Raw genomic sequence first — 26,040 nt, 5'->3', positions numbered from 1 at the left:
CGCGTCGAGTCTGGCTAGCAATACGCCTCCTCGCCCAATGCAATCCCACCACAGGATAAGCGAACATGCCGTATAATCCGTCGACGGGGGTTTACAGCCTTCCGCCCATATACCTGGCCGTGCCCGCGACGGTCATCATCGCCCAACAGCATAATGACCCGCTGGAAGATCTGGCGACGGCGAACAATTACCCACGCCCGATTATTGCCGGCGGCACGGGCTCGAATAACAAGACCTCCGCGGCCACGGAACTTGAGGTGGTGAGCTACGGCTCGTCGCAGTCTCTCGTCGCAGCGGACTCCGCTCGGGCTCGGCGCAATATTGCAGGCGCCTATTCGGTCAAGAGCGGCAACTACACTGCCATAGCTGATGATATCGGGGTTCCGCTTCGATTTACGGCAGCCGCTACCCTTTCCATTGCCGCCGCGTCTACGCTGGTAAGCGGTTGGTTTCTACCGGTGTTTGCCGGTGGGGGCGACGTCACGATCGATCCAGATGGTTCCGAGACGATCAACGGGCAAGCCACACTGACGGTCGGCAACGGAACAACCACGACCATCGTCTGCGACGGCACTAATTTCTTCACCTTCTCCAAGGGTCTTCGCGTCGTAACCCAATTCTTCACCACGTCCGGTACCTACACTCCAACCCCTGGAATGGCTTTTTGCATCATCGAAGGCTGTGGCGGCGGTGGCGGGGGCGGTGGAACTAACGGCAATGCGACTGCTGCTCTTGGCGGCGGCGGTGGTGGTGGTGGCGCATACAGCAGAAAGCTTTGCACACGCACTGATATTGGCGCGTCCCAATCCGTGACCATTGGGAGTGGTGGCGCTGGCGCGACCAGCACCGGGTCAACCGGTGGGACTACCAGTGTCGGGACACTCATAGGTGCGCCGGGAGGGGTCGGCGGGACTCAGGGCAATACTGGCCAGGTTGGCCTTGGTGGCTCCGGTGGTGGCACAGCGGCTGTAACTTCAGGGCAAATGACAACGGCAGGCTCTGCAGGAGGAAGCGGGACGTTCTCTGTTAGTGCAACGTTGGGCGCCGCTATTGGAGGTTTCGGCGGTCCATCCGTGCTTGGTGGCGGCGCACGTTCTGGGGGCGCAGGTAGTTCAGTCGGCAATGGCATTGCTTCGACGGGCTTTGGTGGAGGCGGTTCCGGTGGCTATGCCGATAGAAATGGCGGTGTCGGGACTGGCGGAAACGGCTTTGCAGGCGTCGTCATCATCACCGAATTTGTTGCGGAGTGACCAATGATCTACGTTCAAATTGACGGCTCATCCGTCATCAACAGGGCAGTCTTTGAAGAAGAGATGCCGAACGACTGGCCTGACAGGGAAAGCTGGTTTGCAAATGAAGAAGCGCAGATTGGATGGAGCTATCAGAACGGCGAGTTTTCGGCACCTGCGGTAGCAGTCCGGGTGCCGACGATATCCAACTATCAGATTGCCATTCAGTCGCTCATCGATACGACCGCCCTCACGAAGCAATTCAACGATGGGGTCACTCTCGCGTCCTACAAGGACAGCACTAACCCGGTTTGGGCAGCCCAGGCTGGAACCTTCATCGCATGGCGCGACAATGTTTGGCAGCACGCCTATTCGGAACTGGCCAAGGTACAGGCCGGCGAGCGCGAGCAGCCGACCATTGAAGCCTTCTTGCTCGAACTCCCCGAAATGGTTTGGCCGGCCTAATTGATCAGGTTCGCCAACGTGTTCGATGGCACAATTGCCATGACCATCAGGATGGCGAGCCCCAACTGACCGACCTTGGCACTGCTCACCGTCAAGCCTAGCAGGCCGATGCTGAGCGCCACAAAGAACGGGCTGGGAATCGCATATGTGTTTGCCTGTAGCAGCAATGTTGCGATGAGCCAGTATGAGGCGAAGCGAAATAGCATACCTGCGGACCTATTGAGATAGGCCTGCATTGCAGCCACTTCGCCGGCTGTATCCGGAATAGTCGTCATCTGCCCTCACTTTCGATCAGCCCACCGACCGAACGCCGGTAACCCCGAAAGGTTCCCGACAGGCGTCGGGGTGCCCTCCCTCTCGGGTCGCCTGAACATTCCGCATCACTAATGAAGCTCTGAGGAAAAAATATGGACAAGTCGAAATTCTTCGACGCTGTTCGCCAGCCGGTGTTCAGCGGACGCCTCTCCGTGTCCCAGGTCAAAGGACTTGAGGCCATTCTGGATGAAGCCTTGAAGCGCGGCACGCCGCAGCAGTGGCTCGCCTACATGCTGGCCACGACGTTCCACGAGACCGGTGCGGAAATGAGCCCCGTGTCGGAAAACCTCAACTACAGTGCCCAGGGGCTGCTTGCGACCTTCCCGAAGTATTTCAGCGCTGCGCAGGCCAAGGCATATGCCAGGCAGCCGGTGCGCATTGCCAATCGCGCCTATGCCAACCGTATAGGCAACGGCGACGAGGCGAGCGGCGACGGCTATCGCTTCCGAGGCCGTGGGCTCGTGCAAATCACCGGAAGGGAAAACTACCGCACCTACGGTATCGAGGACGATCCGGACGCCGCCCTGCAGTCCTCGACGGCGGTCAGCATCCTCTTCGACGGCATGGAGAAGGGGCGCTTCACCGGCAAGAAGCTCGCCGACTACATCACCGCCGGCAAATGCGACTACGAAAACGCCCGTCGCATCATAAATGGCACCGATAAAGCCAAGCAGATTGCCGGCTATGCCTATGCCTTCGACAAGGCCCTGAACGCCCCGCAATACGCGGTCCAGAAGGCTGCGCCGCAGACTGTCACCAAAGCAGCCACGACCAAACAGAAAGCCTGACCCTCCCAAACCGAAGGAAAAGACATGCGCACCATAGCTCTTGCTGTGGCGGTAGGCGTTGGCCTGTCCGCTTGCACGACCTCCCAGACCGCAAGGATTGATGCGGCGATCAAGAAGAACCTACCGCAGGCCTGCGCCTCGCTGAAGACAACTCACGAAACATTCGTGGCCCTCGAGCCGACCCTCAAGCCTGCGACCGTTGAAAAGGTCAGGGTCGCTTACAGCGGCGTTTCGTCGATCTGCGCAGATCCGGCAAACGCAACCGGCGCCGACCTCCTGGTCAAGGTTACAGCCGCATACGTCACCATCAAAACAGCCACGCAGAACAAGTGAGGCCGCAATGCCAAATTCCAACCTCGTTCACAACCTCCTCAATGTGGCCATCATTCTGATCGCCGCCATTACGGCCGGCCTGTCCGCATACGGATGCACGACCCTCCCGAACGGCTCGTTCGACTGCACGGCTTCAACCATTCCGCCCGAGTGGAGCGGCTTCATCATCGCCGCGCTTGGCGTGCTCAAGGTGGTGATCAACATCGGTCGGGACGGCCTCACCGGTCTCGCCAAGCCCCAGCCTCCGGTTCAGAAGTAGCACCCATGTGCATGAGCCTGTCCCTCGATCTGTCGATTGGCCACCGCCATGGCGGAAGTGAACCGCCTGACCCGAACCTTCTCGCCCCATTTGATTGGGAACCGGGCACAAATACGACGCTCTCCATCGTGAGCGGGCAGGCTCGCGGGGCAGCAGTCGGCACGAATAATCCGCGTATCCGGAAAGGCCCTGTCAATCTCGCGGCCGGTACTTATCGGTATCAGGGCGATGTCTTCATAGGCACGACTCCAGGCGGCGCGCGTTTCCGCATATCGACGGATGCAAACCTCTCCATGGGCGACGTCGTAGAGGTCATTTTCGGGTCTGACGACAGTCTGGACGACACGTTCACGCTGGGCGCTCCAACGGCGGTCTATGCTGGCGTCGTCGGCATTGGCAACTCGGATGGCCAATACATCGCCATTGCCAATGGTTTTGCCGTTCTGGTGGAAACCTGATGATGTCGCTGGCGCTGAATCTCAGCCTCAACGGCACGAGGCCCCCACCTCCCCCACCTCCACCTGAGGACTAGAATTCCAAAACACGATGAACGACCCGAGGTCGAACCGCGGGCATACTTATGGCATTCATGAAAGAGAATAGATGACGGCCCCAAGCGAAGCTGAAAACATGGACCTCCGAAGCCGAACCGTCGCCCTAGAGCGTCAAGCAGGCGACCACCATCTAAGACTGACCGAGTTGGAAAAGTGGCAGCGCCAGAGCGAAGTCGCGGACGCCAAGATGGATGTACGCTTCACGGAGATGGCCAACAAGCTCAACGCCATCAACTCGAACCTGTCAAAGCTCATGTGGCTGGTCATCGGTGGTCTGGTGGCCGGGGTGCTGGGCTTTATGTTTAAGGGCGGATTCTACGTTCCGTAGCCGAACAAAAAAGAGCCCCGCTGATGAGGCGGGGCCGCGAGAAATGATATGAACTTAGGCTACCGGTCCACGAGGGCATTCGTTCTCAGCCGCCAACCGTTTCTCTTCCTTCTTCATCGCGTGTTCTCCTGCTGTCAATGATGGACGCGGTGTGTGTCCCAGTCCATCTTTTCGGCCAGCTGATGGCGGGCACGGTTGACCCGGCTCTTGATCGTGCCAACCGCACAGCCGCATTCAGCGGCAATTGCCTCGTAGGTCTGGCCTTCCATGACCTTGATGAACACGTGACGAAGATGAGAAGGCAATTCATCGGCCGCTTCGTAGAGATGTCGAAGATCTATCGCCCATTCCTGCGCGGCCGGTGCCGGCTGACTGAAAATACTGTCCTCCAGGGGCATGCATACTTCGCGTTTGGCCTTCTTGCATCGGGTAAGGAAAGCGTTTCGCATGATCCGAAACAGCCACGCTTTCAGCTTTCCGTTTTCCTGGTATCCGTCGAGATGTGCCAGCGCGTCCATCAACGTCTCCTGGACTAGATCATCAGCGTCCGATCGCGATTTTGTTAGGCTCTTAGAAAATGCTCTGAGTTTCGGAAGCAAGGCAATAATTTCCCCTTCCACGGAGCCTGTCGGCGCCTGGTGAACCATCGTTTCCTCTCCGGATTTTTGTTAGGTAATCGTCAACGTGCTTAGAGAATTATTGTTCCGAGGCTCGCGGCGACCTGAGTTAACGGATCAACGGCGCGGCTCATTTCCCGAAACAGCACGGAAAAAGCCCCGCTGGAGGGCGGGGAAAAAGCGAAACAATATGACTACTGCTAACCTACAGCACGGCAGTCGGTTCCGGCGATCAACCACGTGAAATGGTGGAAATAAAGAAGAGGCCTGCCGGTCCCCGCATCGCAGGCCTCTTCAGAGGCGCCAGGTGTTGGAACCTTGCGCGTCACACGAAAAACCGTCATTGAATCCTTGGCCCATGCAAGCCTTGAATGGCGTAACGGCGGAGCGGCGACCGCGTGAGTCTGGTTTCCTTGACCGAGGAACCGAAATATCGTTCAAGCGCCGCAGTCAGCTGCACGCGTTCGGTGATACCTTCCTGAAACAGCCGGATCAGCAGCTTTGCTGCGATGTTAAACTCTCGCGGTGGATTCGCGCATATGTCGCCAGTGTAACCGGCATCGGAAAGAACGCTCTGAAGCATTTTCAGATCGGCAGACGTCAGGGATATTACGGATTGAGAGGAAGACACGATGTCCTCTTTTCTATTGGGGCTAGGGTATGGCAGCCCTCAAGCAGCAGCGCCCGGAAAATGGCTGCTGAAGCCGGGATAGTGGACACCGTCCCGCCCTTTAGCAAGTTCTCAATTAAGGTCAATTGAAGGCAAGCAGGTTTTCCACATGGCTTGCTCGGCACATATAAAAAAGCCCCGCTGGCTAGGCGGGGCAGGCGCGGGAAGTTTAGAACATGCGTAGGTGGAACCTGTAGAAGTGGGAAAGGTTCCCCACCGTTTATCCCTCGTGCCTCAATCCATTGAGAGCGAGCAGCTGATGGTAATAGTCTTCAGCCATTCGGGAGGCTTCCCTTGCTGTCTCTGCATATCCCTGATGCGGCAGGAGGCGCTTCTTGATACCGCGAAATGGACCTTGACCACTCCATTGCCATTGGCCTTTCAAGGGTCCGGAATCTTCGAGGCGGATCCTGCCGATAATCACCTCGCCATCGAAGCCGATGAAGTCCTGTAGCGGCTTTCCATCAAGGCCATTTTCCCCAGGCCAGGTTCTCCCCCATCTGTATTTCGGCTTGTATTCGTCTTCCATCATCTGCTTCGTGTCTAGGACAATGAAAAGCCCCGGCGCCATTTGGGATGCGTCGGGGCAGGCCGACCGGCGACGCGGATTGGGGGGTGGTATGCCGGTTTATTCGACCTGACGAGTAAACGACGCCTCGGTTGATTGGTTCCGCCAGGTAGAGGAGCGCTCAAAAAGAAGCCCCGGTACTGCTGGGGGGTGATACCGGGGCAATTCGCCAACTCTCTGGAGGAGCCGGCGGACATCGAGCGTGGGTACGATACACCCGGTAGACACGACCTTCCAGCGACTATAGCTAGCAACGTGCTCCGAGACAAAAAAGCCCGGCTGTGGCGGGGGTCGCTAGACCGGGGCGAACGACCGATTGTCAAAGTTGGATCGGCCGGGGAAAGTTTGCTCTGCAGCTTAACCTCCGACGATTGAAAAGGTTCCGATGTCTGCGGAGTTATCCCTTGTCGTCATGTGCCAGGATACGCAGCCGCCTGATTTCGTCAGCCGCTTCCAGAAGAGCGTGAGCAACGATTACTTCCGGAACCTCGTGCAGCATCGCGGACACCTGCTGCAGGTCCTTGCTGACGCCTCGCTCGAATGGCACGACCTTGCCGCTTGCTTCCAGGTAGTCCCGGAGTGCCAGAATGGTGGACACTGAGCGATCGAGCAACCGGCGGCGCTCCAGCGGCATCAACCTCTCGATCTCATTGGCGGCCCGGATCAGTTCGGCGACAAAATCAGTCGTCCGGGTCATTGCTTGGGGCCATATTGCCAGCCACGGTACGTCTTGGGGATATCCAGGGTGTCATGCGCCTTCGCCAATGTCTCAAGCCACGCCGCCAGTTTGGCTGGAATCTCCTCCTCGCCGCTCTCCCAGGCTTCCACAAGCGCCAGATCGCATTGCAGGGCACTCGCGAGATTGATCGGCGTCCAGCGTAGACGAAGCAGACATTCGGAAAAGCGAGCCGGGGTCATGCTAGGCGCAGGTTAGTCAATTGGGCTGTCATCGATCCTCCTCCGAAGCGTGACGATGTCACGTTACACCGGCTGCCGTTACGCGACATCCCTCATCGTACGGCATTCGTGAACAACAGGCGACAGTGGAAATCGGGGATATCCCTACCTGTGATTGGCGTTCATTAGCGAATCGGCGCGGACTGGCCATCGAGGGGGTGCGCCATGGATCTGGCCTATCTTGCCAAAAACGCTGCAATCGCTGAGCGCGCGCGCCGGCGCATGAGACGGGAGGGGGTGACTATGAAGGGCCACAAGCTCTGGACTGACGCCGAACGCGACGTCTTGCGGGAACTTGCCCCGGACTACAACGCCATGTGCAAAAGGCTGCCACATCGAACACATAAAGCCATTGAGGGTGAGTGTGCGAGGCTCGGGCTGCGCAAGAAAATCCATATTTGGACAGCAGCCGAGATATCGAAGTTGAGAAGGCTTTACCCCAACGCGTCGGTGGAAGAAATTTGTGCGACTTTCCCGCACTCGACTTGGACTAATATCCAACAGGCGGCCAGGTATCACAACTTGTTTCGAAGCAGAAAGCCCTACAAATTAACCGGCAATCATCCGGTCGATTCAATGTTGAAGCGGCTTCTGCCTGCGAACGTAAACCTCGCCGATCTTGATAAAGAGCTTCGGACGAAGAGATACTTCCGAAAGCAGAAATGGCGACATCAACGGCCGAACTACAATCGGCTCGTCAAGGCTATTGAATGGCTGGATGGGCGCCTGGAAGTCCACTGGAACGACTAAGCCCAGCGAGCCGGGAAGGTGATAAGGGTCGGCCCTCCCGGCTCCGGCCTGAAATACACCCCGTGGGACGGAGGGGATTTGGCCGAAGACCAAGCTACCATAACGACAGCGGCGCCGGAATGGATGTCCTCAACTGTTTCCCATCCCTCCCTAGTGTTGTGATGGCTTTGCCCCGCGAACACCAGCATCATCAGCAGCCTTCAAAAGCAGTTCCCGAACCCAATCGGAAACGCTGACGACGTCGGCCGCCCTGGCCGCGTCCTGGAGCAGATCGTACTCAGCCTCGGTTAGCAGTACGACGAGCCGCTTTTCCCTCTTCAGGTGCGGCGGAACCGGTGGTCTTCCCATTTCTATGTGCCTCGTTAATCGCCCCTCCCTTATAAACACAACCCATATTTATTACAATAACTATGTGCTCCTATATTGACACATATGGTAAACAGGTTCATAACTATGCACATATTAACCGTAATGGAAGGAAGGAACTATGACCGATGAAGAGATAAACAAGGCGCGCGTATCAGCGCTTCTGAACCTTGAGGCGCAGATCTGCGACCTCGCCGATATGGTCCAAGTCATGCAGACCCTGCTCAACCGCTACCTTGTCGACAAGGACACGCGCGAGCCGGTCGGCCAAATCATCAACATACAGCTCGGAGCCGGGGAAATGCGGATGCTCTCGTTCGCATGGACGGACGTTTCAAGCCGCGCCGAGAGTTTGCAGCACAAGTTCTACGAGGCCGCGGAAACCGGCGTCTGCTGACGCAAGCGGGTCGGAAAGGGTTGCAGCCCTCCCGACCCATCACCACCGACAACACCATGGAGAGGAGTTTCAAGATGGCTGACAAGACCTATACCACGATCGACCCACACTCCGATAGGTCGCTGACGCGGCGCTCTTTCATCGCAGCCGCCGCAGCAGCACCCGTCGTTGCCGCGGCGCCAGCACTCGCTGCAATCGACAAGCTTACCCCAGACACCACGCTCGCCAACCTCATCGAGAAACATTTCCCGCTGTGGTCACGCATCCAGGATCTGCTCGAGCAGGAGGATCGGTTGCTCTCCCGCGCCGATAAACCGAACACCGGCACTGTCCTCCCGCGCGAGGTGTTCAAGGGCCGCTCTTTTTTGTGCGAGGCTTCTCGCCGGCCGATCTGGAACGACGAGGGAATTGACGAAGCAGCAGACGGTTACATCCGAAGCCATCAATGGCACATCGACCAGCGCATCACGCCCGCGGGGCATCGGCGCCGTATCGCTGAGGTCGAACAGGAGCGCATTGAAGGCAAGCGGCTCCTGGCGGAACGCAAAGCGGTCTACAATGCGTGGTGGGATGCGACAGGCCTCACGGCCATCGTAGAACAGTGCCACGCCCTCGAAGATATCGAGGACCCGCTCTACCAGCAGATCATGAATTGGGAGCCGCAGACGATCGAAGACGCGCGCCTGATGGCTGGCTACATCGTTCGTCTCCACGATGGCGACGTCCCCGAGCTCCGTGCAGTCAACCTAGTCAAACGGCTCGCCGGCCTGACGGTATCGACTGGGGAGGAAGCATGATGGCCAGGGAAGCAATCAGCATCGATACCATCCATGGCGACGTTGCCAACCTCGCGCATCTTCTCGACGAAATCGCTGGGAAGGTCGTCGGGATGAACCATCCGCCGGAGATACGGCACGAACTCTACCGCGTGGGCGCGTTGCTTTGGATTGCACGCGACGCAGCGGAAAGCCTGGAAACACAGATCGAACAGAACATCGGCACTCTTCGTGCCGGGGAACGCCGCCAGTAGCGAGAACTATGGGCCGGAAAGGTGATGCCTGTCCCCTTCCGGCCCTACCACAACCACCCCGAGGATAATGATTATGGGTAAAACAATGCGTACCACATCAAAAACTGATGAAAACCCGGACCTGCTGGCGCTCGGAAAACGCCTCCGCAGTGTTGCAGAAGAGTATCAGGCCGAGAAGGACAAGTGCGCCGCCATCGTTGCTGAATGGTCGTCCCGTTGGCCCCTGGCTCCGGATGAACTCACCTACGAGACGCATGGAGACTGGGACTGCCGGGAATTGACCATTGACGGTGACTTTCTCGTGCGTCCTGGCGATACGGAGCCGCTAAGAGTGCAGAAGGCGGAATGGATCGCCCACTCCATCGACTACGCCGAATTTCTGCTCCGCGGCAAAACCTTCGAACGGCAGAACAAGGTTCGTCGCCTGACCCGCGAGCAATGGGAGGCACGACTCGCCGAGGAATACGAGGTGCTTCCAATCGCTCGAGAATACGAACGCCACCGCGAGCAGGTACGCGAACTTTCCGGCATCGACGACTCTAATCGCCGCTTAAGGGAACTGAGTGCGGTGTTGACGACGGTCATGAAGCGCATCCTCTCAGAGCCAGAGTACACGCTCGAAGGCGTCCGCATCAAAGCCGAGGCAATAGCTCTCGCTGGCAGCCTGGACCGCTTCCAGGTGGTGATGACGATCGAGGGCGAGGATTGGGGCGTCAAGCTCGCCCGCTGCGTCCTGCGCCACGTCGGCGCCTAAGCCGAGATATCTTTACTCCCGGTACCTGCCCGCTTCGCGAATGGAGCGGGCTTTTTTCGTTCAAGCGATTCGTCAAAGCCGACACCGTGTCGGGTGAGATTTAGCGCCGCCGTTACCCCAGATGTTACCCCAGAGGCATTTCGGATCAACGTCTTGGCGCGTAAGTTATTGAAAATTTTGGTGCCCCCGCCAGGGTTCGAACCCGGGACCCCCTGATTACAAATCAGGTGCTCTACCAACTGAGCTACAAGGGCAATGCGCAGCCAAGTAGCAGATTCTGATTTTCTGTAAAGGAAAATCAAGTGACAATTCGGATTTAGGGAGGATGCGGAGGCCGTGCTAGGAAAGCGTCGGCCTGCATTCCGCCTCGCGTGCCGCGTTTGCGCCTTCGTCACGGCCTTTGCGCGATTTTTCCGAATCTCGCCTCAAAATGAACGATCAAGGCGAGGATAATGCGTATAGTTTTCCCGATTCACAGAGAATGCGCCGCATGGCAATCCGACCACTCATATTTGGCCTGCTCTTTGTCGCCGCCTTTGTGCTGACGATCACCAGCATACTTTGGGTCGATCCGAATGAGCCTGCGCGTCCGCTGCCCGACGCCAACGTCTCGCCGACGCCGACCATCCCGCAGCGACCGTGATGCAGCTAACTGGAACCCCGAGCAGGCCCCGCGCGTTCGGCCGGATCATAAACCGGAAGGAAATTGCATGCGTCTCATGATCTTCATCGTCGGCCTAATGGTCGCCTCGGTCGTCGCAATCGGTCTGATGGACCGGCCGGGGGCCAGCGGGACCGGCGGTGGCGGCGCGCTCAAGGCGACCATCCAGAACCCTCCCGGCGACTAGCCGGCGCAAGAACCACAACGCGGCTGTGCTCTCGCCGCAGCCCCGTACCGGCACCCTCACCCCGGGGTCCGGCTTCTTTGCTCCCTCACAGGAATTCTACGATCGACCTGTCGGCACGGCGCGCAAAACGTCTTGTCGCACAAGGCATTTATCCTTTACCTAGAACAAGTTTCAAAGGATGCCCCATGTCCCGGTCGTTTCGCTCTCTTTGTTTTCTGGCCTCCTCCGCTTCCGAGGCACTCGCCGCCCGCGAGGAGCTCGTCCGGCTCTATGGCTGCGCTTCGATCGAGGAGGCGGAAGTCATCGTCGCGCTCGGTGGCGACGGCTTCATGCTCCAGACGCTTCACAACACGATGAATTCCGGCAAGCGCACCTATGGGATGAATCGGGGCTCGGTCGGCTTTCTCATGAACGACTATCGCACCGACAATCTGCCTGAGCGCATCGAGGTGGCCGTGGAGAACATCTTCCGACCCTTGCAGATGACGACGGCCAATGCCGACGGCAGCAATTCGAGCGCGGTTGCGATCAACGAGGTTTCAGTGTTCCGCCAGTCCTACCAGGCGGCAAAGCTGCGTGTGGAGGTCGACGGCCACGAGAGGCTCGAGGAGCTGATATGCGACGGGCTGATGGTGGCAACGCCCGCCGGCTCGACGGCCTATAATCTTTCCGCACACGGGCCGATCCTGCCGCTGGATGCGCCGCTTCTCGCCATGACGCCGGTCAGCGCGTTCCGCCCGCGGCGCTGGCGCGGCGCGCTTCTCCCCAACAAGGTCACCGTCGACATCCACGTCCTGGAGCCCGACAAACGGCCGGTGAATGCAGTCGCCGACAATACCGAGGTGAAGTCGGTGCTGCATGTGCGCATCGCCCAATCCGAGGACATGACCGCGCGCATCCTCTCCGATCCCGACCGTTCCTGGTCGGATCGCATCCTCGCCGAACAGTTCTCCGATTGAGGCGGGAAGGAGAACCCATGAAGCTGTTGCCCGTTCTTGCCGTGGTTGCCGCCCTGGCTTGGCCTACCCTCGCCGGCGCCGAGGATGCGCCCGCCCTTCCAGCGTCCGTCATTTTCGTCACCAGCACCGGATATTGGGAGGACGGCACCAACGGCCCGGCGATCGAACGAGCCCCGCAGGAGGACAAGGCGGCAACGGGCTCCGGCCAGCAGGGTCAGCGCCATGGCTATTACAAGCTCTTCGCCGTGCGCCAGCCGGACCGCACCGCGAAGATCTATCTGCAGCAGGTTGCCCAGTCACAGAGCGGACCAACGGTCGTCTCGACTGTCGAACTGGAGGAACTCAGCGACCTGAAGCCCTATGTCACCGACATCAGGCCGGAGAGTTCCACGGGCGTTGCCGCCCAACCCGGCCTCTTCGCGACGGTCTATCTGAGGACCGACCCGGCAGGCGAATCGGAAGGATGGACAGTCCTGATCGACGAATTCGGCGAGATCACCGTCGAGAGGGCGACGAACTGACAATCGGCAGCACCCTGCACCTCTGCTTCTTGGCGCCTTCATCGTACCGCAACAGCAGCAACAACAGGCCCCGCCGAGCAGGCAGCGGAACGTAACCCGCCCAGCGCACGCCGGCCATGGAGCCGTTCGACCCCCGTCCCGTCTTCATGCCGCTCGGCGATTGCGACGAGGAAATGCTGGTCGCCGTCGTCGAGAAGGGAGACGACGGCCTGACCGCGGCGTTCTACCTTGCTCTCAGCAATCCGGCCGTCGCCGGGCGATACCGCGCGGAGAACGAAAAGAACTTCATGGAGAAGCCCGTGGATGCCACCGGTAGCGGCGACGGCGTCACCATAAAATTCTGATTTCGACTGTTCGCGGGCGCCGGTGACAGGCGACAACAAAAAGGCCCCGTTCCGGGGCCTTTGAGCAGAGTGTCAATCGATGTCATCGACCGCCGCATCGGCCGCGCCGCTGATGCGGTGGGCAAGTGCGGCCTCCATGAACTCGTCGAGCTCGCCATCGAGCACATCATCAGGTGCAGTGCTGGAAACGCCCGTCCGCAGGTCCTTGACCAGTTGGTAGGGCTGCAGCACGTAGGAGCGGATCTGGTGGCCCCAGCCGATATCGGTCTTCGAAGCCGCCTCGGCATTGGCTGCCTCTTCGCGCTTCATGAGCTCGGCTTCGTACATGCGGGCGCGCAGCATGTCCCAGGCCTTGGCCCGGTTCTTGTGCTGCGAACGTTCCTGCTGGCACTGCACGACGATGCCGGTCGGGATATGCGTGATACGCACCGCCGAGTCGGTCGTGTTGACGTGCTGGCCGCCGGCACCCGACGAACGGTAGGTATCGATGCGGCAATCGCTTTCGTTGATCTCGATCTGGATCGAGTCGTCGACGACCGGATAGACCCAGATGGACGAGAAGGACGTGTGGCGGCGCGCATTGCTGTCGTAAGGCGAAATGCGCACCAGGCGGTGAACGCCCGATTCCGTCTTCAGCCAGCCATAGGCATTGTGGCCCTTGACCAGGAGCGTCGCGGACTTGATGCCCGCCTCTTCGCCGTCGTGAACTTCAAGAAGCTCGACCTTGAACTTCGAGCGCTCGGCCCAGCGGGTGTACATGCGCAGCAGCATGTTGGCCCAGTCCTGGCTCTCGGTGCCGCCGGCGCCGGAGTGGACTTCGAGATAGGTGTCGTTGCCATCGGCCTCGCCGGACAGCATGGCTTCCACCTGGCGGCGGGCGGCCTCGGCCTTCAGCGCCTTCAGCGCCTCCTCGGCTTCCTTGACGATCGCCGCGTCACCCTCCTCCTCGCCGAGCTCGACGAGTTCGACATTGTCGTTGAGCTGCTGCTCAAGCGAGCGAACTCCGTTGATGCTGTCGTCGAGCTGCTGACGCTCACGCATGAGCTTCTGCGCTTCGCCCGCATCATTCCAGAGGTTCGGATCCTCGGCCTTGTTGTTCAACCAGTCCAGTCGTCTTATCGCCTGGTCCCAGTCAAAGATGCCTCCTCAGCAGGCTTATGGCCTGCTTGGTCTCGTCGACTACGTTCTCGATTTCGGCTCGCATTTTTCCCGCTTCGTCTTGGTTTGAAAGCTGCCCGTCAATAGTTGTGGCGGCCGCGGAAGTAAAGGGCAGCGACCGCCGTTTTCATACGCGTAGATGGGATTTCGCTGGTCTCAGAACAACCCGCCGGCGCCCGATTGAACAGCCTGGTTGGCCTGCGGAGAGGTCTTGAGAATCTCCTCCGGCGCCATGGTGCTGTCCATGCCGATGACCGAAAGGCTGTCTGCCGGGCCCGTGCCGGGCTTGAAGGCCTCGATGATCGTATCAGGATCACCCTCGGCGGCTGCCATGCCCGTCTTCCGGTTGATCGGCATCAGATTCATGCCCTGGGGGATCACGAACTTCGAGGCGGGCATGTCCTTGACGGCCTGCTGCATGAACTCGTTGAAGACAGGCGCGGCGAGCACGCCACCTGTGCCGCCACGGCCAAGCGGAGCCGGCGAATCGAAGCCCAGGTAAAGGCCCGCGACCAGGTCCGGCGTGTAGCCGACGAACCATGCGTCCTTCTCGTCATTGGTCGTACCGGTCTTGCCGGCAACGTCACGATCGCCGAGATCGATCTTTCCGGCGGCCGTACCGCGCTTGATGACGCCCTGCATCATCGAGGTGATCTGGTAGGCCGTCATCGGGTCCAGCACCTGCTCGCGATTGTCGACGACCTGCGGCTCGTCCTGGTTCTGCCAGTCGCCGGCATTGCAGTTGTCGCAGAGGCGCTCCTCATGGCGGAAGATGGTCTTGCCGTAACGGTCCTGGATACGGTCGATCAGCGTCGGCTTGATCTGCTTGCCGCCGTTGGCGATCACCGAATAGGCCGAGACCATGCGCAACACCGTCGTCTCGCCGGAGCCGAGCGACATCGCCAGTACCGGCAGCATATGGTCGTAGACGCCGAAACGCTCGGCATATTCAGCGACGATATTCATGCCGAGATCGTTTGCGAGGCGCACCGTCATCAGGTTGCGCGACTTCTCGATGCCGGAGCGCAGCGTCGAGGGACCGGCGGTTTCGCCGCCGTAGTTCTCGGGCCGCCAGACCTGGCCGCCGGAGACGATCTCGATCGGCGCGTCCATGATCACCGAGGCCGGCGTGTAGCCGTTGTCCATCGCCGCGGCATAAACGAAGGGCTTGAACGAGGAGCCGGGCTGGCGCATCGCCTGCGTCGCACGGTTGAATTCCGACTGAGAATAGGAGAACCCGCCCACCATGGCGAGCACGCGCCCCGTCTTCGGGTCCATGGCGACGAGACCACCCTGCACCTTCGGCGGCTGGCGCAGGCGGTAGGTATTGGATCCGTCACCGCCGATCGGTTCGACATAGACGACGTCGCCCGGCTGCAGCGCGCCTTGCGGCGATGTCGCTGTCTTGCGATCGCCATTGGCGGAGCGATAGGCCCATTTCATGTCTTCCGCGCGGATCATGCCACGCGTACGCTCGGCCACCACCTTGCCGTTCGACTGCTTGTCAGGCTGCAGGCCGATATCGACGCTCTCGGACGAAACGGCAAGCACGACGGCAAGCTTCCATTCGGGCACATCGCTCAGCGCCGGGATATCGGCGAGCGCAGGACCCCAATCGGCGGCGACATCGATCTGCTTGACCGGGCCATGGAAACCGCGGCGCTCGTCGTAGCTGATCAGCCCGTCCTGCAGCGCCTTGCGCGCATAGAGCTGCATCTGCGGATCAAGCGAGGTGCGCACCGAGAGGCCACCTTCGTATAGCACCTTGTCGCCGTACTGATCGATCAGCTGGCGACGCACGGCCTCGGCGAAATAGTCGGAGGCGAAGAGCGAGGGACCGTTGCCGCGCGCAACGACGCCAAGCGGCTGCTGCTTGGCTTCCGCGCCGTCGCTCTGGCCGACATAGCCGTTTTCGACCATGCGATCGATGACCCAGTTGCGGCGCTCCAGCGCGGCTTCGGGATGGCGGAACGGATGGTAGTTGGCAGGGCCTTTCGGCAGCGATGCGAGATAGGCAGCCTCGGCAATCGTCAGTTCCGTCACCGACTTGTTGAAATAGGTAAGCGACGCGCCGGCAATGCCGTAGGAATTCAGGCCGAAGAAGATCTCGTTGAGATAGAGCTCGAGGATCTTGTCCTTGCTGTATGCCTGCTCGATGCGGAAGGAGAGGATTGCTTCCTTGATCTTGCGGTCGATCGTCTGGTCGGAGCTCAGGAGGAAGTTCTTGGCGACCTGCTGGGTGATCGTCGACGCACCCATCGGGCGGCGGCCGGAGCCGAAATTCTGCAGGTTGACCACCATGGCGCGGGCAAGGCCGCCCAGGTCGACGCCGGGGTGGTTGTAGAAATTCTTGTCCTCAGCCGAAAGGAAGGCAGCCTTCACCCGATCGGGGACGGCCTGGATCGGCAGGAAGAGGCGGCGTTCGCGCGCATATTCCGCCATCAGCGCGCCGTTGCCGGCGTGAACGCGCGTCGCGACCGGCGGTGCGTAGCTGTTCAGGACTGCATAGTCGGGCAGATCCTCGGATATGTGGCTGATGTAGATCGCCACAGCCGCCGCAACGCCCAGGAAAAGGACGCAGGCCAAGCCGAAGAAATATCCAAAAAGTCTGATCATATTTGAGCTACCGGTACTTTTCCCTCGATCGGCGCGGAGCGCGCATAATCGCACAGGTCAGGGCGTTTTGCACGCTGCGCGGATTACTTCAAGAGCGTGCCCCGCGGCAAGGCGATTCTATTTGTCTATTAGAACTTTATCCCGCTTCAACGCCGTGAATGTGAGCAAAATAGGGCTTCTTGGTGGATTGCCAGTCTCGGACGCTCCGTTTGCCGGGCCATGTCACTTGGAAGACACGGGCAGCCGTCGCACGCGATCCCTCAACCGCCGTTCGCCAGCGTCGAGGCGCGATAGCGCTTCACAGCATCGGCCAGAAGGTCGGTGATCTTTGTCCGCCAGGCCTCGTCGAGAAGCAGCTTCTCGTCGTCCCTGTTGGAAAGGAATCCGAGCTCCAGCAGGATGGAGGGAACGTCGGGCGCCTGCAGCACTCGGAAGCCCGCATGGCGATGCGGATTGTTGATGAGCCCCACCTGCCCGTCAAAGGAGCCAATGACCGAACGCGCCATCGATATGGAGAAGGCCTGCGTCTCCCGCCTTGTCAGATCGAGAAGGATGTCGGCAACCTCGGGCGGCTCGGCGGCAGCCTCCTTGCCGGCGATCTGGTCCGAGAGGTTTTCGCGATCCGCCAGATCGGCGGCCAGCTTGTCGGAGGCGCGATCCGAGATCGTATAGACCGTCGCGCCGCGAATATCCTTCTGCTTCAACGTGTCGGCATGCAGAGAGATGAAGAGGCCGGCATGGTTTTGCCGGGCGATCGTCACCCGCTCCGAAAGGGACAGGAACGCGTCGTCACTGCGCGTCAGGAAGGCCTTTATGCCCGGCTCTCGGTTCAGCCTGTCGGCCAAGGCCTTGGCGAAGGCGAGCGTCACTTCCTTTTCGGGAATCTTCGTATCCGTGGCAATCGCGCCGGTATCGATGCCGCCGTGACCCGCATCCACCGCGACGAGGAAGTCGCCTGGCGCGGCCTTCTCCACCGGCTCGACCGGCCCAACGGCGGCCGCCGTATCCGAAGGCTGCCAGGATTGCGCCTTCACGAGCTCGTCGAACTGCTTGGCGGGGACCATCTCCGCATCAAGCACCAGCCGGTACCCTTTGCCCTGCTCGTCGACCTCGGTCTTTGCCATCACGAGCTTCACCGGCTTCGTCGCCGTCAGGACGATGCGTGCACTCCCCTCATCCATGGTGCCGTAGCGGACGTCGCGAAAAAGCCCGCGCGCGCGCAGCTTTTCGCCCGGGAAGCCGAAGGCGGTCGCCGGCAGGTCGACGACGACACGCTCCGGCTTTGCAATGTAGTGGACGACGAATGTGGGCTCACGGTCGAAATCGATGACGATGCGGGTCCGGGCGTCGTCGCCGGCAATGCGCGCATCGTAGGCGAGAAGCGGATCCTTGCCGTCTGCTGCATGCGCGACGAGGGAATGCCCGCTGAGGAGGACGACCGTCACGGCCATCCTGCATGCGAACGACAGGAAGGAACGAAACGACCCCTTCCCCATTTGCGCTCCCTTAAACAACCGCCCGCAATTCCCTATATATGTGCAGCATGAACCTTGCCGTTTCGCCTTGATGCATGCGAACGTTGCGGCGACCTAAAAAGACGCGCCGGAGAATGCCAGCGAAAGGACGAATCGGGAAGATATCTGCACTATGGCTTGAACTGCTAAATCCATCAATATTATGGCACACTTGGCTTTTCCCTTGCTATTGTGACAGATAAAACATACAAGGCATGTTGGGCCAGACGTGTTGACGGGATAGAGTCGTCGCAAAGGCAGCCATCCCTCGGGGCCTGGCGCCATAAGCGATTTTCATCCGCCGTTGCACGCATGTCTGTTCCAAAACTGGATCCTGAATTTCCGGCGTGATGCGGGAACTTCATCGGTGGGCAGACCACTAATCGCTCTTCAAGAGAGCACATTCATCGGGCTCGAGGATGGGCCTAACTATTGTCGATCTCGCTTGGTTGTTGATGTTGTCGCAGCAGATTTTATCTGAAGTCTACAGGCCCCGGGGCAAGCACTTCCCGTCTGCTGCCTGGCTGCTGCTCTCTCTGACCAATCAATCGCGATCACCACTATCCGGCGCGGCAATCACTGACAGGACCTTAGCTGTTTCAACCACAGCAGGGAGTGTCACCGCATGGCTGCGCCGAGGAGCACAGCTTAAATGGCAGACAAAATGCTTATCGATGCGTCTCACGAGGAAGAGACGCGCGTTGTTGTCGTTCGCGGCAACCGCATAGAGGAATTCGACTTCGAGTCAGAGCACAAGAAGCAGATCCGCGGCAACATATATCTAGCGAAGGTCACGAGGGTCGAACCCTCGCTGCAGGCCGCGTTCGTCGATTACGGCGGCAACCGGCACGGCTTTCTCGCCTTCGCGGAAATCCACCCCGACTACTACCAGATTCCGCTTGCGGACCGGCAGGCCCTCCTGAGGGCGGAAGCCGAGGAGCACCGCAGGGACGACGACGTCGAGCCGGTCGAGACGGCGCACGTCGATCTTTCGACGCAGGAACAGCCGGACGTCGGCATCCCTCCCCTGGGCGACGGCCCCGAAGCTGCTGCTTCCCCGGAGCCGTCCGCAGCCAGCGAGATCGCAGCCGAAGAAGCCCCGGCAAAGAAGGCAAAGCCTCGCCGCAGCCGCAAGAAGGCTGCCCCTGCCGAGACGGCAGCCGAGAGCGAAGCAGCCGCCGGCACGGACGACGATGACGGCGGCCCGTCCGGCGAAATGGCCGCGGCGGTCGAGACCGACGAAATCTCCGAGGACGTCGAGGTTTCCAAGCGTCGCAAGGACGACGATGACGACGATGACGATCACGACGGCGAGGAAGAGATCATCGAATCCGTCGGCGCCGAAGACGCGATGGAAGAGGTTCCGGACCGCGTCCAGCGCAAGCCGCGCAAGCAGTACCGCATCCAGGAAGTCATCAAGCGCCGCCAGATCCTGCTGGTGCAGGTCGCCAAGGAAGAGCGCGGCAACAAGGGTGCTGCTCTTACCACCTATCTCTCGCTTGCCGGTCGCTACTCGGTTCTCATGCCGAACACGGCGCGCGGCGGCGGCATCTCCCGCAAGATCACGCAGCCCCAGGACCGCAAGCGCCTCAAGGAGATCGCTCGCGGTCTCGAAGTGCCGCAGGGCATGGGTGTCATCCTGCGCACCGCCGGTGCCAACCGCACCAAGGTCGAGGTCAAGCGCGACTTCGAATATCTGATGCGCCTGTGGGAGAACGTCCGTACGCTGACGCTTGCCTCCACCGCGCCCTGCCTCGTCTACGAGGAAGGCTCGCTGATCAAGCGTTCGATCCGCGACCTCTACAACAAGGACATTTCCGAGATCATCGTTGCCGGCGAGGAAGGCTATCGTGAAGCGAAAGACTTCATGAAGATGCTGATGCCGAGCCACGCCAAGGTGGTCCAGCCCTACCGCGACATCCATCCGATCTTCTCGCGCTCGGGTATCGAAGCACAGCTCGATCGGATGCTGCAGCCGCAGGTCACGCTGAAGTCAGGCGGCTACCTGATCATGAACCAGACGGAAGCGCTGGTTTCGATCGACGTCAACTCCGGCCGCTCGACGCGCGAGCACTCGATCGAGGACACCGCGCTCCAGACGAACCTCGAGGCAGCCGAAGAGATTGCCCGCCAGCTTCGCCTTCGCGACCTGGCCGGCCTCATCGTCATCGACTTCATCGACATGGAAGAGAAGCGCAACAACCGCTCCGTCGAGAAGAAGCTGAAGGAATGCTTGAAGAACGACCGCGCCCGCATTCAGGTCGGCCGTATCTCGCATTTCGGCCTTCTGGAAATGTCGCGCCAGCGTATCCGCGCCTCGGTGCTCGAGTCGACCACGCAGGTCTGCTCGCATTGCGGCGGCACCGGCCACGTCCGTTCGCAGTCCTCCGTTGCGCTGCATGTGCTGCGCGGCATCGAGGAGTACCTGCTGAAGAACACGACGCATGACATCACGGTGCGCACGACGCCGGACATCGCGCTCTACCTGCTCAACCACAAGCGTCAGAGCATCGTGGACTACGAGAGCCGCTTCGGCGTTTCCATCATGATCGACGCCGACGCATCGGTCGGCGCGCAGCACTTCGCGATCGATCGGGGCGAACCCGTCGCCAATCCGGTCAAGATCGAGACCCTCTTCAACTTTGCCGCCATCGAGGATGACGACGACGATGATGTCGTGATCGAGATGGAGGAGGATGAAGAAGAGGAAGTCGCTGAAAAGCCTGCCTCTGCTGAGCCGGCCGCCGCCCGTGCGGAAGGCGAAGGCGGGCGCAAGCGCAAGCGCCGCCGCCGCCGTCGCGGCAAGAATGGGCAGGGCGCGGCCGAGGGCCAGTCTGGCCACGACGCTGCGTCGGGCACTGACTCCGAGGGCGATACGGACGACGACGAGGGCGATGAAGACGATGCGTCTCCAGTCGAGGAGCGTGCCGCCGGCGAGGAACAGCAGAAGCGCAAGCGCCGCAGGCGCGGCAAGCGCGGCGGACGCCGCAGCCGTGAAGACGGTGCGGACGCTGCAAGCGGCGAGTCCGATGCGGATGATGACTCCGGCGAAGCCGAGGGTCAGGAAGTGGCCTTGACCCAGGCGGAGATCGTCGAAGCGGTCGCCGAAGCAGCGGCTGCGGAAGGCGAAGCGGCCATGGCTGCCGTCGAAGCCGCTCCTGTCGTAACCGAGGACGTTAAGCCGAAGGCGCGTCGCAGCCGCAAGAAGAGCGCGCCGTCACCTGTCGAGGAAGTCGTCGCTGAATCGGTCGTCGAGGCGGATCCTGAAGCGGAACGTGTTGCGGAACTCGCGAGCGGTCTCGAAAGCGAGAGCGTCGAGCCAGCCGAACAGGCAAAGCCGGCACGCGCCAATCGCGAGTCGAACGTTGCTTCCTCGGAGCCGGTGGTGAAGTCCAGCCGCACGACGGAGGCACCCGAAGGCGAAGGCGATGCGACCAAGCCGAAGAAGGCCGGCTGGTGGCAGCGCCGCGGCTTCTTCTGAAAGCTGATTTTCGGCGAAGAATGATTTGACGATCCGGCCGCAACAACGCGGCCGGATTTTTTTCGTCCAGGCTCCAGAGCCAGAAAGACCTATCAGGCCGGCACGCTTGCCATCCGGTCGCCGAACCGAAGGCCCTTGTCGCGATGCCGTATCGTGCGAGGTTCGTGGTGCGCGAGCGACGTCAGTAGTCCTGTCAGCTATCGTCCGCGTCGACCGTCACGATCAGCCTCTTGAAGCCGCGCAGCGTGTTGTTGATGTTGCGCACTTCCTCCTCGATGTGGAACTGCTTCACGCGCGTGGCGAGCGCAAAGAACAGGGCAACCATCTCGAGCTTGGCCAAGTGCAGGCCGATGCAGGCATGCGGTCCGGTACCGAATGCGACCTGGTCCATCGGATTGCGCATCACGTCGAAACGGTGAGGATCGGGGAACCTGCGCTTGTCGCGGTTAGCCGCGCCGAAGAAGATGATGGCACGCGCGCCCGCCGGAAGCGTCACCCCGTCCATGTCGTAGTCGCGCGCCGCAAGTCGCGAATAGCCCTGGAGCGGCGTCTCCATGCGCAGAATTTCGTTGACGGCGCTGGGAATGCAGGACGGATCATCGCGCACCTTCCGCCATTCCTCGGGATTTCGGGCAAAGAGCCAGATGCCGCTGCCGATCGCGGAGATCGTCGTCTCCAGGCTTGGGCCCAGATAGTCGATCATCAGCGCGGGAAGGACATCCTGGTCGGCCTCACCGCGCTCCACGGCATCGATGATGCCATCGGCCCAGCTTCCGGGCTTCAGCTTGCCGCGAACGGCCTGCGTCGCGGCGTAATGCATCATCTCGCCGAGCACGGGAAAGGCGTCGCGTGCGCGATCGTTCAGCGGGCCGAAGCAGTTGTACATCTGCTCGGCCCAGACCAGCATGCGCTCTCGCCCCTGCAGCGGAAGCCCGACAGCATTCGCCACGATCTCTACGGGCAGCACGGTCGCAAGTTCCGTCGCCGCGCAGAAGGTTTTCTTCTCTACCAGTCGATCGGCAACGTTCACCGCCGTGGCGTAAATCTCGGATTTGAGAGCGTTCAAGACTGTCGGCGCCAACGGCTTGGCCGTGATGCGTCGCAGCCGCTGGTGATCCGAACCGTCGCTGCAGAGCGTATTGCCGCGAAGGATCGCATTCATCGGATCGTTCATCATGACACCCGATGCGGAGGAGAAAGCGGTCGCGTCCTTCAGAGCCCTCACAACGCTGTCATAGCGCGTCAGCGCGAACATGCCGTATTTCTCCAGCCACACGGCGGGGCCCATGTCCTGCAGCTTCTCATAGGCATCCCATGGATCGGCAAGTATCTCGTCCGCATAGGGATCGATCGGCGAACTCGGCGTTTCGTGGTCAACGATGAATAATTGCGCGTCGCGCATGTCTTTTCCTTTCACGTCTCAACCAGTGAGACGTGAGAGCCTACGCCGACCGTCATGAGGCGTCGCGAGCGGGGAGCGCACTTCCTTCAGTCGCCAAGCGTACTGATGCGGGAGTTTGGCTCGCCCGCAGTGGCACCCGGCGCGGAACCAAAACGGCCGCGGAATGCACGCGCGAAATGGGTGTAGTCGCGAAACCCCGAGTCATAGGCGATCAGGCTGAGCGGCTGGCCAGTCTTCATCGCGCCGCGGCGCCGGATGAGGCGGGCGGCGTGCTCAAGGCGCAGCCGCTGGATGAAGCTGCAGCAAGTGGAGCCGCGCTGCGTGAACAGCTTCTGGAGGTAGCGGAGCGATATTCCCGCCTCTGCGGCAACCTCGCAAGGGCCGATGTCGGGGTCCGTATAGTGGCTCTTGATGATGTCGCACACGCGAACGAACAGCCGGTCGGAGTGAGGATTGACCGCAGGAATTTCGGATGCACCGAACAGCGCTCCCAGCAGGTCGTAGACCGCGAGATGGAGATAGGGATCGACCTGGCCGGGTTCCGGCGCCCAGGCTGCTTCGCTGACGAGCCGGTATAGCAGGCGGCCGGCGGCGGTGTTGCCGCGACCATGGACCCCGCCCTCCAATTCAAGGCCAAGGTGCGAAAGCAGCGACTGGCGCGGCAGATGCAGGCTCAGCCACCGACCGGGGCCGTCGTCCGCGTGATACGTTACCGGCCGGGTCGAATCGACCAGCGCGACATCCCCGACCTCGAGCGTGGCGACGTGATCGTTCTGCATGACGGTCGAGCGGCCGTCGAGCTGAAACACCGCGTAGTAATGGTCCATGCTGTCGAGGCGGCAATCGCGCCCTGTGCGTTCCACCCGCCGCGCATTGCAGCCGATCTCCACCGTGTCGCAGCCGCATAGGCTGTTTGCGCGGACGCGGCCGATGAAGCCGGTCGGCTGCGCCTGTTCGGGACTGTACCTGCCGCAGACATCGCGAAGCAGCACCCTCCATGCCTCGAAATCGAATACGACGTTGCTCGAAATATCATCCGGCATCGGCCATCAACTCCACTCGGCGGCGATGGACATCGCCGAGGCGCGATCGGCGAAGGAGGCTGCGCTCCAAGAGCGTCCAAATTGCGAAAGCCGGCCGGGATTTCATGCGGCAAATGGTACCGCAGCCGGAGGCTTGCGCGCCGACCGCAAGTGGCGCAGGACTCGCGGCGCCCAGGCATTCGTGACAGCGGCGGCGGAATGCGTTCTCGTCCGGCTGATTGTGCGCGATTGGCTCACGAGGCCCGACCTGCCGCGCTGTAGTTTCTTCGCCGAGACCGCACTGCCCCAGGGCGGACCTCAGCAATGGAGCGACGAGAGATGATGTTCCCAGGCATCGACACCGCGATGGTAACCGGCGCATCGTCGGGCATCGGTGCGACCTATGCCGATCGGCTTGCACGACGGGGGTTCAATGTCGTGCTCGTTGCGCGCGACGTCACCAGGCTGCGCGAACTTGCCAACCGCTTGAGCAGGCAGATGAATGTCAGGGCCGATGTCCTGCAGGCGGACCTGACGAACAGGCTCGACATCGCCAGGGTGGAGAAGCGCCTGCGCGGCGACGAATCTATGAAGATGCTCGTCAACAGTGCCGGCGTGGGGCCGAGAGGTCGGCTTCTCGACAATGACATCGATCACCTCGACAGAATGATCGCGCTGAACGTCACGGCTATGAACCGCCTCGCCGTTGCGGCAGCGCAAGCCTTCGCCGCGCGTCGAAATGGAGCGATCATCAACATCGCGTCGATCGCACTGTTCCGTCCTGGTGCCTATTCCGGCACCTACAGCGCCACAAGCGCCTTCGTGTTGACCCTCACCATCGGTCTGAGCGCCGAACTGGCAGACAAGGGCGTCAGGGTGCAGGCCGTACTACCCGGCATCACCCGCACCGAACTGTTTGCACGCGCGGGATATCCGGTGTCGATCGATAACATGGACCAATCGACGGTGATGGATGCCGGCGACATGGTCGATGCGGCTCTCGCCGGGTTCGACCAGGGAGAGCTCGTCACCATTCCGTCGCTTCCGGACAGCAAGGATTGGGATGCGCTGATTAATGCCCAATCGGCCCTCATTCCAAACCTCTCCCATGATCGCCCGGCCGCGCGCTATGGCGTGAAGCGTCCATGAGGGCTGGCGCCCTGCCAGCACAAAACGCACCCTTTTCAGTGATATACCTAGTCTGACGTGATGTGGCTCAGCAGGACATTGCCGTTACGGAAGGCTCGTGTTCCCGTCAGTTTGAGGTGCAGCTGCCTCGACAATCCCTCAAACACCGAGCGGCCTCCGCCGAGAGCGATGGGCACGACAACGAACTGATAGTCGTCGACAAGGCCGGCCTCCGCCAGCTGGCGAACGATACTGGCGCTTCCCAACACCACCATATCCCTGCCCTCGCCGGCCTTCATGCTGCGCACCTCCTCGACAAGGCTCCCGCTGACGAGCCGTGAGTTGCTCCAGCCCGCCGCCTTGAGCGTGCGTGAAAAGACAACCTTCGGCAGGCTGTTCATGCCTTCTGCCGTCTCCGGTTCCCTCTCCATGGCAAAGGGAGTGGGCCAATAGCTTGCCATCAGCTCGTATGTAACTCGCCCCATCAGCAACTCGCCGCCCGAGGCCGCGTTGCCGGTGACAAAGGCCTTGAACTCCGGATCCTCCCGGTGGGCCCAACTCATGTCGCCGTTCCGGTCGCAGTAGTACCCGTCAAGGGACAGACTCAGGAAAATACCTAGCTTGCGCATGACCTTGCACCTCTCCATCAGGCTTGGCTCTGCATCAA

At 60.7% G+C, this 26,040-nt stretch carries 32 protein-coding genes and 1 tRNA gene; 19 read left to right on the top strand and 14 right to left on the bottom strand.

Annotated features, from left to right (window positions below):
• Nucleotides 1-65: 65 nt before the first annotated feature.
• The gene (locus tag EV286_RS19955; RefSeq protein ID WP_132958899.1) at nt 66-1,250 is read left to right on the top strand and encodes a hypothetical protein; all 1,185 of its coding nucleotides are present in this window, start codon (nt 66-68) and stop codon (nt 1,248-1,250) included.
• A gap of 3 nt (nt 1,251-1,253) precedes the next feature.
• Nucleotides 1,254-1,694: a hypothetical protein gene (locus tag EV286_RS19950; protein WP_132958898.1), complete on the top strand. Its 441-nt coding sequence runs from the start codon at nt 1,254-1,256 to the stop codon at nt 1,692-1,694.
• Here EV286_RS19950 and EV286_RS19945 read toward each other — a convergent pair.
• Nucleotides 1,691-1,969: a hypothetical protein gene (locus EV286_RS19945; RefSeq protein ID WP_132958897.1), complete on the bottom strand. Its 279-nt coding sequence runs from the start codon at nt 1,967-1,969 to the stop codon at nt 1,691-1,693. The genes EV286_RS19950 and EV286_RS19945 overlap by 4 nt on opposite strands.
• A gap of 132 nt (nt 1,970-2,101) precedes the next feature.
• Here EV286_RS19945 and EV286_RS19940 point away from each other — a divergent pair, with 132 nt between their 5' ends.
• The 5 genes from EV286_RS19940 (at nt 2,102) to EV286_RS19920 (ending at nt 4,271) form a co-directional block, all read left to right on the top strand.
• Complete coding sequence (locus tag EV286_RS19940; protein ID WP_245500767.1) at nt 2,102-2,797, top strand: hypothetical protein; 696 nt, start codon at nt 2,102-2,104, stop codon at nt 2,795-2,797.
• Between the two features lie 24 nt (nt 2,798-2,821).
• Entirely contained in the window at nt 2,822-3,130 is a 309-nt protein-coding gene (locus EV286_RS19935) for a cell wall anchor protein (protein ID WP_132958896.1), read from the top strand.
• Between the two features lie 7 nt (nt 3,131-3,137).
• Nucleotides 3,138-3,389 carry a hypothetical protein gene (locus EV286_RS19930; protein ID WP_132958895.1) on the top strand — a complete coding sequence of 84 codons (252 nt, stop codon included), beginning with the start codon at nt 3,138-3,140 and terminating at the stop codon, nt 3,387-3,389.
• A 5-nt stretch (nt 3,390-3,394) separates the two neighbouring features.
• Entirely contained in the window at nt 3,395-3,847 is a 453-nt protein-coding gene (locus EV286_RS19925; protein ID WP_132958894.1) for a hypothetical protein, read from the top strand.
• A gap of 145 nt (nt 3,848-3,992) precedes the next feature.
• On the top strand, nt 3,993-4,271 hold the full coding sequence (locus EV286_RS19920; protein ID WP_132958893.1) for a hypothetical protein: 279 nt from the start codon (nt 3,993-3,995) through the stop codon (nt 4,269-4,271).
• A 134-nt stretch (nt 4,272-4,405) separates the two neighbouring features.
• Here the strand turns inward: EV286_RS19920 and EV286_RS19915 are convergent, their stop codons facing one another.
• From EV286_RS19915 to EV286_RS19895, 5 genes are all read right to left on the bottom strand, one after another.
• Entirely contained in the window at nt 4,406-4,918 is a 513-nt protein-coding gene (locus EV286_RS19915) for a sigma-70 family RNA polymerase sigma factor (RefSeq protein ID WP_207909893.1), read from the bottom strand.
• A gap of 310 nt (nt 4,919-5,228) precedes the next feature.
• Nucleotides 5,229-5,519: a hypothetical protein gene (locus EV286_RS32265; RefSeq protein WP_245500766.1), complete on the bottom strand. Its 291-nt coding sequence runs from the start codon at nt 5,517-5,519 to the stop codon at nt 5,229-5,231.
• Between the two features lie 259 nt (nt 5,520-5,778).
• On the bottom strand, nt 5,779-6,090 hold the full coding sequence (locus EV286_RS19905; RefSeq protein ID WP_245500765.1) for a hypothetical protein: 312 nt from the start codon (nt 6,088-6,090) through the stop codon (nt 5,779-5,781).
• A 433-nt stretch (nt 6,091-6,523) separates the two neighbouring features.
• On the bottom strand, nt 6,524-6,823 hold the full coding sequence (locus tag EV286_RS19900) for a hypothetical protein (protein ID WP_132958891.1): 300 nt from the start codon (nt 6,821-6,823) through the stop codon (nt 6,524-6,526).
• On the bottom strand, nt 6,820-7,044 hold the full coding sequence (locus tag EV286_RS19895) for a hypothetical protein (protein ID WP_132958890.1): 225 nt from the start codon (nt 7,042-7,044) through the stop codon (nt 6,820-6,822). Before EV286_RS19895 ends, EV286_RS19900 begins: the two co-directional genes overlap by 4 nt.
• Nucleotides 7,045-7,248: 204 nt before the next feature.
• Between EV286_RS19895 and EV286_RS19890 the strand changes: the two genes are divergently transcribed.
• Nucleotides 7,249-7,833, top strand: coding sequence for a hypothetical protein (locus EV286_RS19890; RefSeq protein WP_132958889.1), 585 nt, complete (start codon nt 7,249-7,251; stop codon nt 7,831-7,833).
• 150 nt (nt 7,834-7,983) lie between these two features.
• On the opposite strand, the gene EV286_RS19885 is transcribed toward EV286_RS19890, so the two are convergent.
• Nucleotides 7,984-8,181 carry a hypothetical protein gene (locus EV286_RS19885; protein WP_132958888.1) on the bottom strand — a complete coding sequence of 66 codons (198 nt, stop codon included), beginning with the start codon at nt 8,179-8,181 and terminating at the stop codon, nt 7,984-7,986.
• 139 nt (nt 8,182-8,320) lie between these two features.
• Here EV286_RS19885 and EV286_RS19880 point away from each other — a divergent pair, with 139 nt between their 5' ends.
• The 4 genes from EV286_RS19880 to EV286_RS19865 all read left to right on the top strand — a co-directional run bounded on the left by EV286_RS19880 (nt 8,321) and on the right by EV286_RS19865 (nt 10,380).
• Nucleotides 8,321-8,596 (top strand): hypothetical protein, encoded by a 276-nt coding sequence (locus tag EV286_RS19880; protein ID WP_132958887.1) that lies wholly within the window; start codon nt 8,321-8,323, stop codon nt 8,594-8,596.
• A gap of 74 nt (nt 8,597-8,670) precedes the next feature.
• Nucleotides 8,671-9,393, top strand: coding sequence for a hypothetical protein (locus EV286_RS19875; protein WP_132958886.1), 723 nt, complete (start codon nt 8,671-8,673; stop codon nt 9,391-9,393).
• Nucleotides 9,390-9,626 (top strand): hypothetical protein, encoded by a 237-nt coding sequence (locus EV286_RS19870; RefSeq protein ID WP_132958885.1) that lies wholly within the window; start codon nt 9,390-9,392, stop codon nt 9,624-9,626. Before EV286_RS19875 ends, EV286_RS19870 begins: the two co-directional genes overlap by 4 nt.
• A gap of 73 nt (nt 9,627-9,699) precedes the next feature.
• Nucleotides 9,700-10,380 (top strand): hypothetical protein, encoded by a 681-nt coding sequence (locus EV286_RS19865; protein ID WP_132958884.1) that lies wholly within the window; start codon nt 9,700-9,702, stop codon nt 10,378-10,380.
• A 178-nt stretch (nt 10,381-10,558) separates the two neighbouring features.
• Here EV286_RS19865 and EV286_RS19860 read toward each other — a convergent pair.
• Nucleotides 10,559-10,634, bottom strand: a tRNA-Thr gene (locus EV286_RS19860).
• Between the two features lie 236 nt (nt 10,635-10,870).
• Here EV286_RS19860 and EV286_RS32035 point away from each other — a divergent pair.
• From EV286_RS32035 to EV286_RS19845, 5 genes are all read left to right on the top strand, one after another.
• Nucleotides 10,871-11,023 (top strand): hypothetical protein, encoded by a 153-nt coding sequence (locus tag EV286_RS32035; RefSeq protein WP_165932892.1) that lies wholly within the window; start codon nt 10,871-10,873, stop codon nt 11,021-11,023.
• A 67-nt stretch (nt 11,024-11,090) separates the two neighbouring features.
• Entirely contained in the window at nt 11,091-11,228 is a 138-nt protein-coding gene (locus tag EV286_RS32030) for a hypothetical protein (protein ID WP_165932891.1), read from the top strand.
• 185 nt (nt 11,229-11,413) lie between these two features.
• Entirely contained in the window at nt 11,414-12,187 is a 774-nt protein-coding gene (locus EV286_RS19855; protein WP_245500764.1) for an NAD kinase, read from the top strand.
• Nucleotides 12,188-12,204: 17 nt separating this feature from the next.
• Nucleotides 12,205-12,708: a hypothetical protein gene (locus EV286_RS19850; protein WP_132958883.1), complete on the top strand. Its 504-nt coding sequence runs from the start codon at nt 12,205-12,207 to the stop codon at nt 12,706-12,708.
• 116 nt (nt 12,709-12,824) lie between these two features.
• Nucleotides 12,825-13,052: a hypothetical protein gene (locus EV286_RS19845; RefSeq protein WP_132958882.1), complete on the top strand. Its 228-nt coding sequence runs from the start codon at nt 12,825-12,827 to the stop codon at nt 13,050-13,052.
• Between the two features lie 72 nt (nt 13,053-13,124).
• Here the strand turns inward: EV286_RS19845 and prfB are convergent.
• The 3 genes from prfB to EV286_RS19830 form a co-directional block, all read right to left on the bottom strand.
• A protein-coding gene (gene prfB, locus EV286_RS19840) for a peptide chain release factor 2 (protein ID WP_132958881.1) occupies nt 13,125-14,256 on the bottom strand; the annotation gives its coding sequence in 2 pieces (ribosomal slippage) (nt 13,125-14,186 and nt 14,188-14,256; 1,131 coding nt in all).
• Nucleotides 14,257-14,366: 110 nt separating this feature from the next.
• Entirely contained in the window at nt 14,367-16,826 is a 2,460-nt protein-coding gene (locus tag EV286_RS19835) for a penicillin-binding protein 1A (protein ID WP_132958880.1), read from the bottom strand.
• A gap of 260 nt (nt 16,827-17,086) precedes the next feature.
• A complete protein-coding gene (locus EV286_RS19830; protein WP_132959049.1) occupies nt 17,087-18,277 on the bottom strand; it encodes an N-acetylmuramoyl-L-alanine amidase in 1,191 nt (396 codons plus the stop codon).
• A 715-nt stretch (nt 18,278-18,992) separates the two neighbouring features.
• Between EV286_RS19830 and EV286_RS19825 the strand changes: the two genes are divergently transcribed.
• Nucleotides 18,993-21,821 carry a ribonuclease E/G gene (locus tag EV286_RS19825; RefSeq protein ID WP_132958879.1) on the top strand — a complete coding sequence of 943 codons (2,829 nt, stop codon included), beginning with the start codon at nt 18,993-18,995 and terminating at the stop codon, nt 21,819-21,821.
• 193 nt (nt 21,822-22,014) lie between these two features.
• Here EV286_RS19825 and EV286_RS19820 read toward each other — a convergent pair whose 3' ends face one another.
• Together EV286_RS19820 and EV286_RS19815 are read right to left on the bottom strand one after the other, a co-directional pair.
• Nucleotides 22,015-23,223, bottom strand: a complete 1,209-nt coding sequence (locus tag EV286_RS19820; protein WP_132958878.1) for a cytochrome P450 — start codon at nt 23,221-23,223, stop codon at nt 22,015-22,017.
• Between the two features lie 86 nt (nt 23,224-23,309).
• Nucleotides 23,310-24,266 (bottom strand): helix-turn-helix domain-containing protein, encoded by a 957-nt coding sequence (locus tag EV286_RS19815; RefSeq protein ID WP_132958877.1) that lies wholly within the window; start codon nt 24,264-24,266, stop codon nt 23,310-23,312.
• Between the two features lie 321 nt (nt 24,267-24,587).
• On the opposite strand from EV286_RS19815, the gene EV286_RS19810 reads away from it, so the two are divergent.
• Nucleotides 24,588-25,394 (top strand): SDR family oxidoreductase, encoded by an 807-nt coding sequence (locus tag EV286_RS19810; protein ID WP_207909906.1) that lies wholly within the window; start codon nt 24,588-24,590, stop codon nt 25,392-25,394.
• A 47-nt stretch (nt 25,395-25,441) separates the two neighbouring features.
• On the opposite strand, the gene EV286_RS19805 is transcribed toward EV286_RS19810, so the two are convergent.
• Entirely contained in the window at nt 25,442-26,002 is a 561-nt protein-coding gene (locus tag EV286_RS19805; RefSeq protein ID WP_132958875.1) for a dihydrofolate reductase family protein, read from the bottom strand.
• Nucleotides 26,003-26,040: the final 38 nt, after the last annotated feature.

Origin of the sequence: Rhizobium sp. BK251, assembly GCF_004345245.1 — a bacterium.
In the GTDB taxonomy this organism is placed as follows: Bacteria; Pseudomonadota; Alphaproteobacteria; order Rhizobiales; family Rhizobiaceae; genus Rhizobium.
Note: the sequence above shows the minus strand (reverse complement) of the source record. Positions and strands in the feature narration are given on the sequence as shown.

What these genes read in the sequence shown, in the direction of transcription:
- EV286_RS19955 (WP_132958899.1), top strand. Translation starts at nt 66, where the DNA reads ATGCCGTATAATCCGTCGACGGGGGTTTACAGCCTTCCGCCCATATAC.
- EV286_RS19950 (WP_132958898.1), top strand. Translation starts at nt 1,254, where the DNA reads ATGATCTACGTTCAAATTGACGGCTCATCCGTCATCAACAGGGCAGTC.
- EV286_RS19945 (WP_132958897.1), bottom strand. Translation starts at nt 1,969, where the DNA reads ATGACGACTATTCCGGATACAGCCGGCGAAGTGGCTGCAATGCAGGCC.
- EV286_RS19940 (WP_245500767.1), top strand. Translation starts at nt 2,102, where the DNA reads ATGGACAAGTCGAAATTCTTCGACGCTGTTCGCCAGCCGGTGTTCAGC.
- EV286_RS19935 (WP_132958896.1), top strand. Translation starts at nt 2,822, where the DNA reads ATGCGCACCATAGCTCTTGCTGTGGCGGTAGGCGTTGGCCTGTCCGCT.
- EV286_RS19930 (WP_132958895.1), top strand. Translation starts at nt 3,138, where the DNA reads ATGCCAAATTCCAACCTCGTTCACAACCTCCTCAATGTGGCCATCATT.
- EV286_RS19925 (WP_132958894.1), top strand. Translation starts at nt 3,395, where the DNA reads ATGTGCATGAGCCTGTCCCTCGATCTGTCGATTGGCCACCGCCATGGC.
- EV286_RS19920 (WP_132958893.1), top strand. Translation starts at nt 3,993, where the DNA reads ATGACGGCCCCAAGCGAAGCTGAAAACATGGACCTCCGAAGCCGAACC.
- EV286_RS19915 (WP_207909893.1), bottom strand. Translation starts at nt 4,918, where the DNA reads ATGGTTCACCAGGCGCCGACAGGCTCCGTGGAAGGGGAAATTATTGCC.
- EV286_RS19905 (WP_245500765.1), bottom strand. Translation starts at nt 6,090, where the DNA reads ATGATGGAAGACGAATACAAGCCGAAATACAGATGGGGGAGAACCTGG.
- EV286_RS19900 (WP_132958891.1), bottom strand. Translation starts at nt 6,823, where the DNA reads ATGACCCGGACGACTGATTTTGTCGCCGAACTGATCCGGGCCGCCAAT.
- EV286_RS19895 (WP_132958890.1), bottom strand. Translation starts at nt 7,044, where the DNA reads ATGACCCCGGCTCGCTTTTCCGAATGTCTGCTTCGTCTACGCTGGACG.
- EV286_RS19890 (WP_132958889.1), top strand. Translation starts at nt 7,249, where the DNA reads ATGGATCTGGCCTATCTTGCCAAAAACGCTGCAATCGCTGAGCGCGCG.
- EV286_RS19885 (WP_132958888.1), bottom strand. Translation starts at nt 8,181, where the DNA reads ATGGGAAGACCACCGGTTCCGCCGCACCTGAAGAGGGAAAAGCGGCTC.
- EV286_RS19880 (WP_132958887.1), top strand. Translation starts at nt 8,321, where the DNA reads ATGACCGATGAAGAGATAAACAAGGCGCGCGTATCAGCGCTTCTGAAC.
- EV286_RS19875 (WP_132958886.1), top strand. Translation starts at nt 8,671, where the DNA reads ATGGCTGACAAGACCTATACCACGATCGACCCACACTCCGATAGGTCG.
- EV286_RS19870 (WP_132958885.1), top strand. Translation starts at nt 9,390, where the DNA reads ATGATGGCCAGGGAAGCAATCAGCATCGATACCATCCATGGCGACGTT.
- EV286_RS19865 (WP_132958884.1), top strand. Translation starts at nt 9,700, where the DNA reads ATGGGTAAAACAATGCGTACCACATCAAAAACTGATGAAAACCCGGAC.
- EV286_RS32035 (WP_165932892.1), top strand. Translation starts at nt 10,871, where the DNA reads ATGGCAATCCGACCACTCATATTTGGCCTGCTCTTTGTCGCCGCCTTT.
- EV286_RS32030 (WP_165932891.1), top strand. Translation starts at nt 11,091, where the DNA reads ATGCGTCTCATGATCTTCATCGTCGGCCTAATGGTCGCCTCGGTCGTC.
- EV286_RS19855 (WP_245500764.1), top strand. Translation starts at nt 11,414, where the DNA reads ATGTCCCGGTCGTTTCGCTCTCTTTGTTTTCTGGCCTCCTCCGCTTCC.
- EV286_RS19850 (WP_132958883.1), top strand. Translation starts at nt 12,205, where the DNA reads ATGAAGCTGTTGCCCGTTCTTGCCGTGGTTGCCGCCCTGGCTTGGCCT.
- EV286_RS19845 (WP_132958882.1), top strand. Translation starts at nt 12,825, where the DNA reads ATGGAGCCGTTCGACCCCCGTCCCGTCTTCATGCCGCTCGGCGATTGC.
- EV286_RS19835 (WP_132958880.1), bottom strand. Translation starts at nt 16,826, where the DNA reads ATGATCAGACTTTTTGGATATTTCTTCGGCTTGGCCTGCGTCCTTTTC.
- EV286_RS19830 (WP_132959049.1), bottom strand. Translation starts at nt 18,277, where the DNA reads ATGGCCGTGACGGTCGTCCTCCTCAGCGGGCATTCCCTCGTCGCGCAT.
- EV286_RS19825 (WP_132958879.1), top strand. Translation starts at nt 18,993, where the DNA reads ATGGCAGACAAAATGCTTATCGATGCGTCTCACGAGGAAGAGACGCGC.
- EV286_RS19820 (WP_132958878.1), bottom strand. Translation starts at nt 23,223, where the DNA reads ATGCGCGACGCGCAATTATTCATCGTTGACCACGAAACGCCGAGTTCG.
- EV286_RS19815 (WP_132958877.1), bottom strand. Translation starts at nt 24,266, where the DNA reads ATGCCGGATGATATTTCGAGCAACGTCGTATTCGATTTCGAGGCATGG.
- EV286_RS19810 (WP_207909906.1), top strand. Translation starts at nt 24,588, where the DNA reads ATGTTCCCAGGCATCGACACCGCGATGGTAACCGGCGCATCGTCGGGC.
- EV286_RS19805 (WP_132958875.1), bottom strand. Translation starts at nt 26,002, where the DNA reads ATGCGCAAGCTAGGTATTTTCCTGAGTCTGTCCCTTGACGGGTACTAC.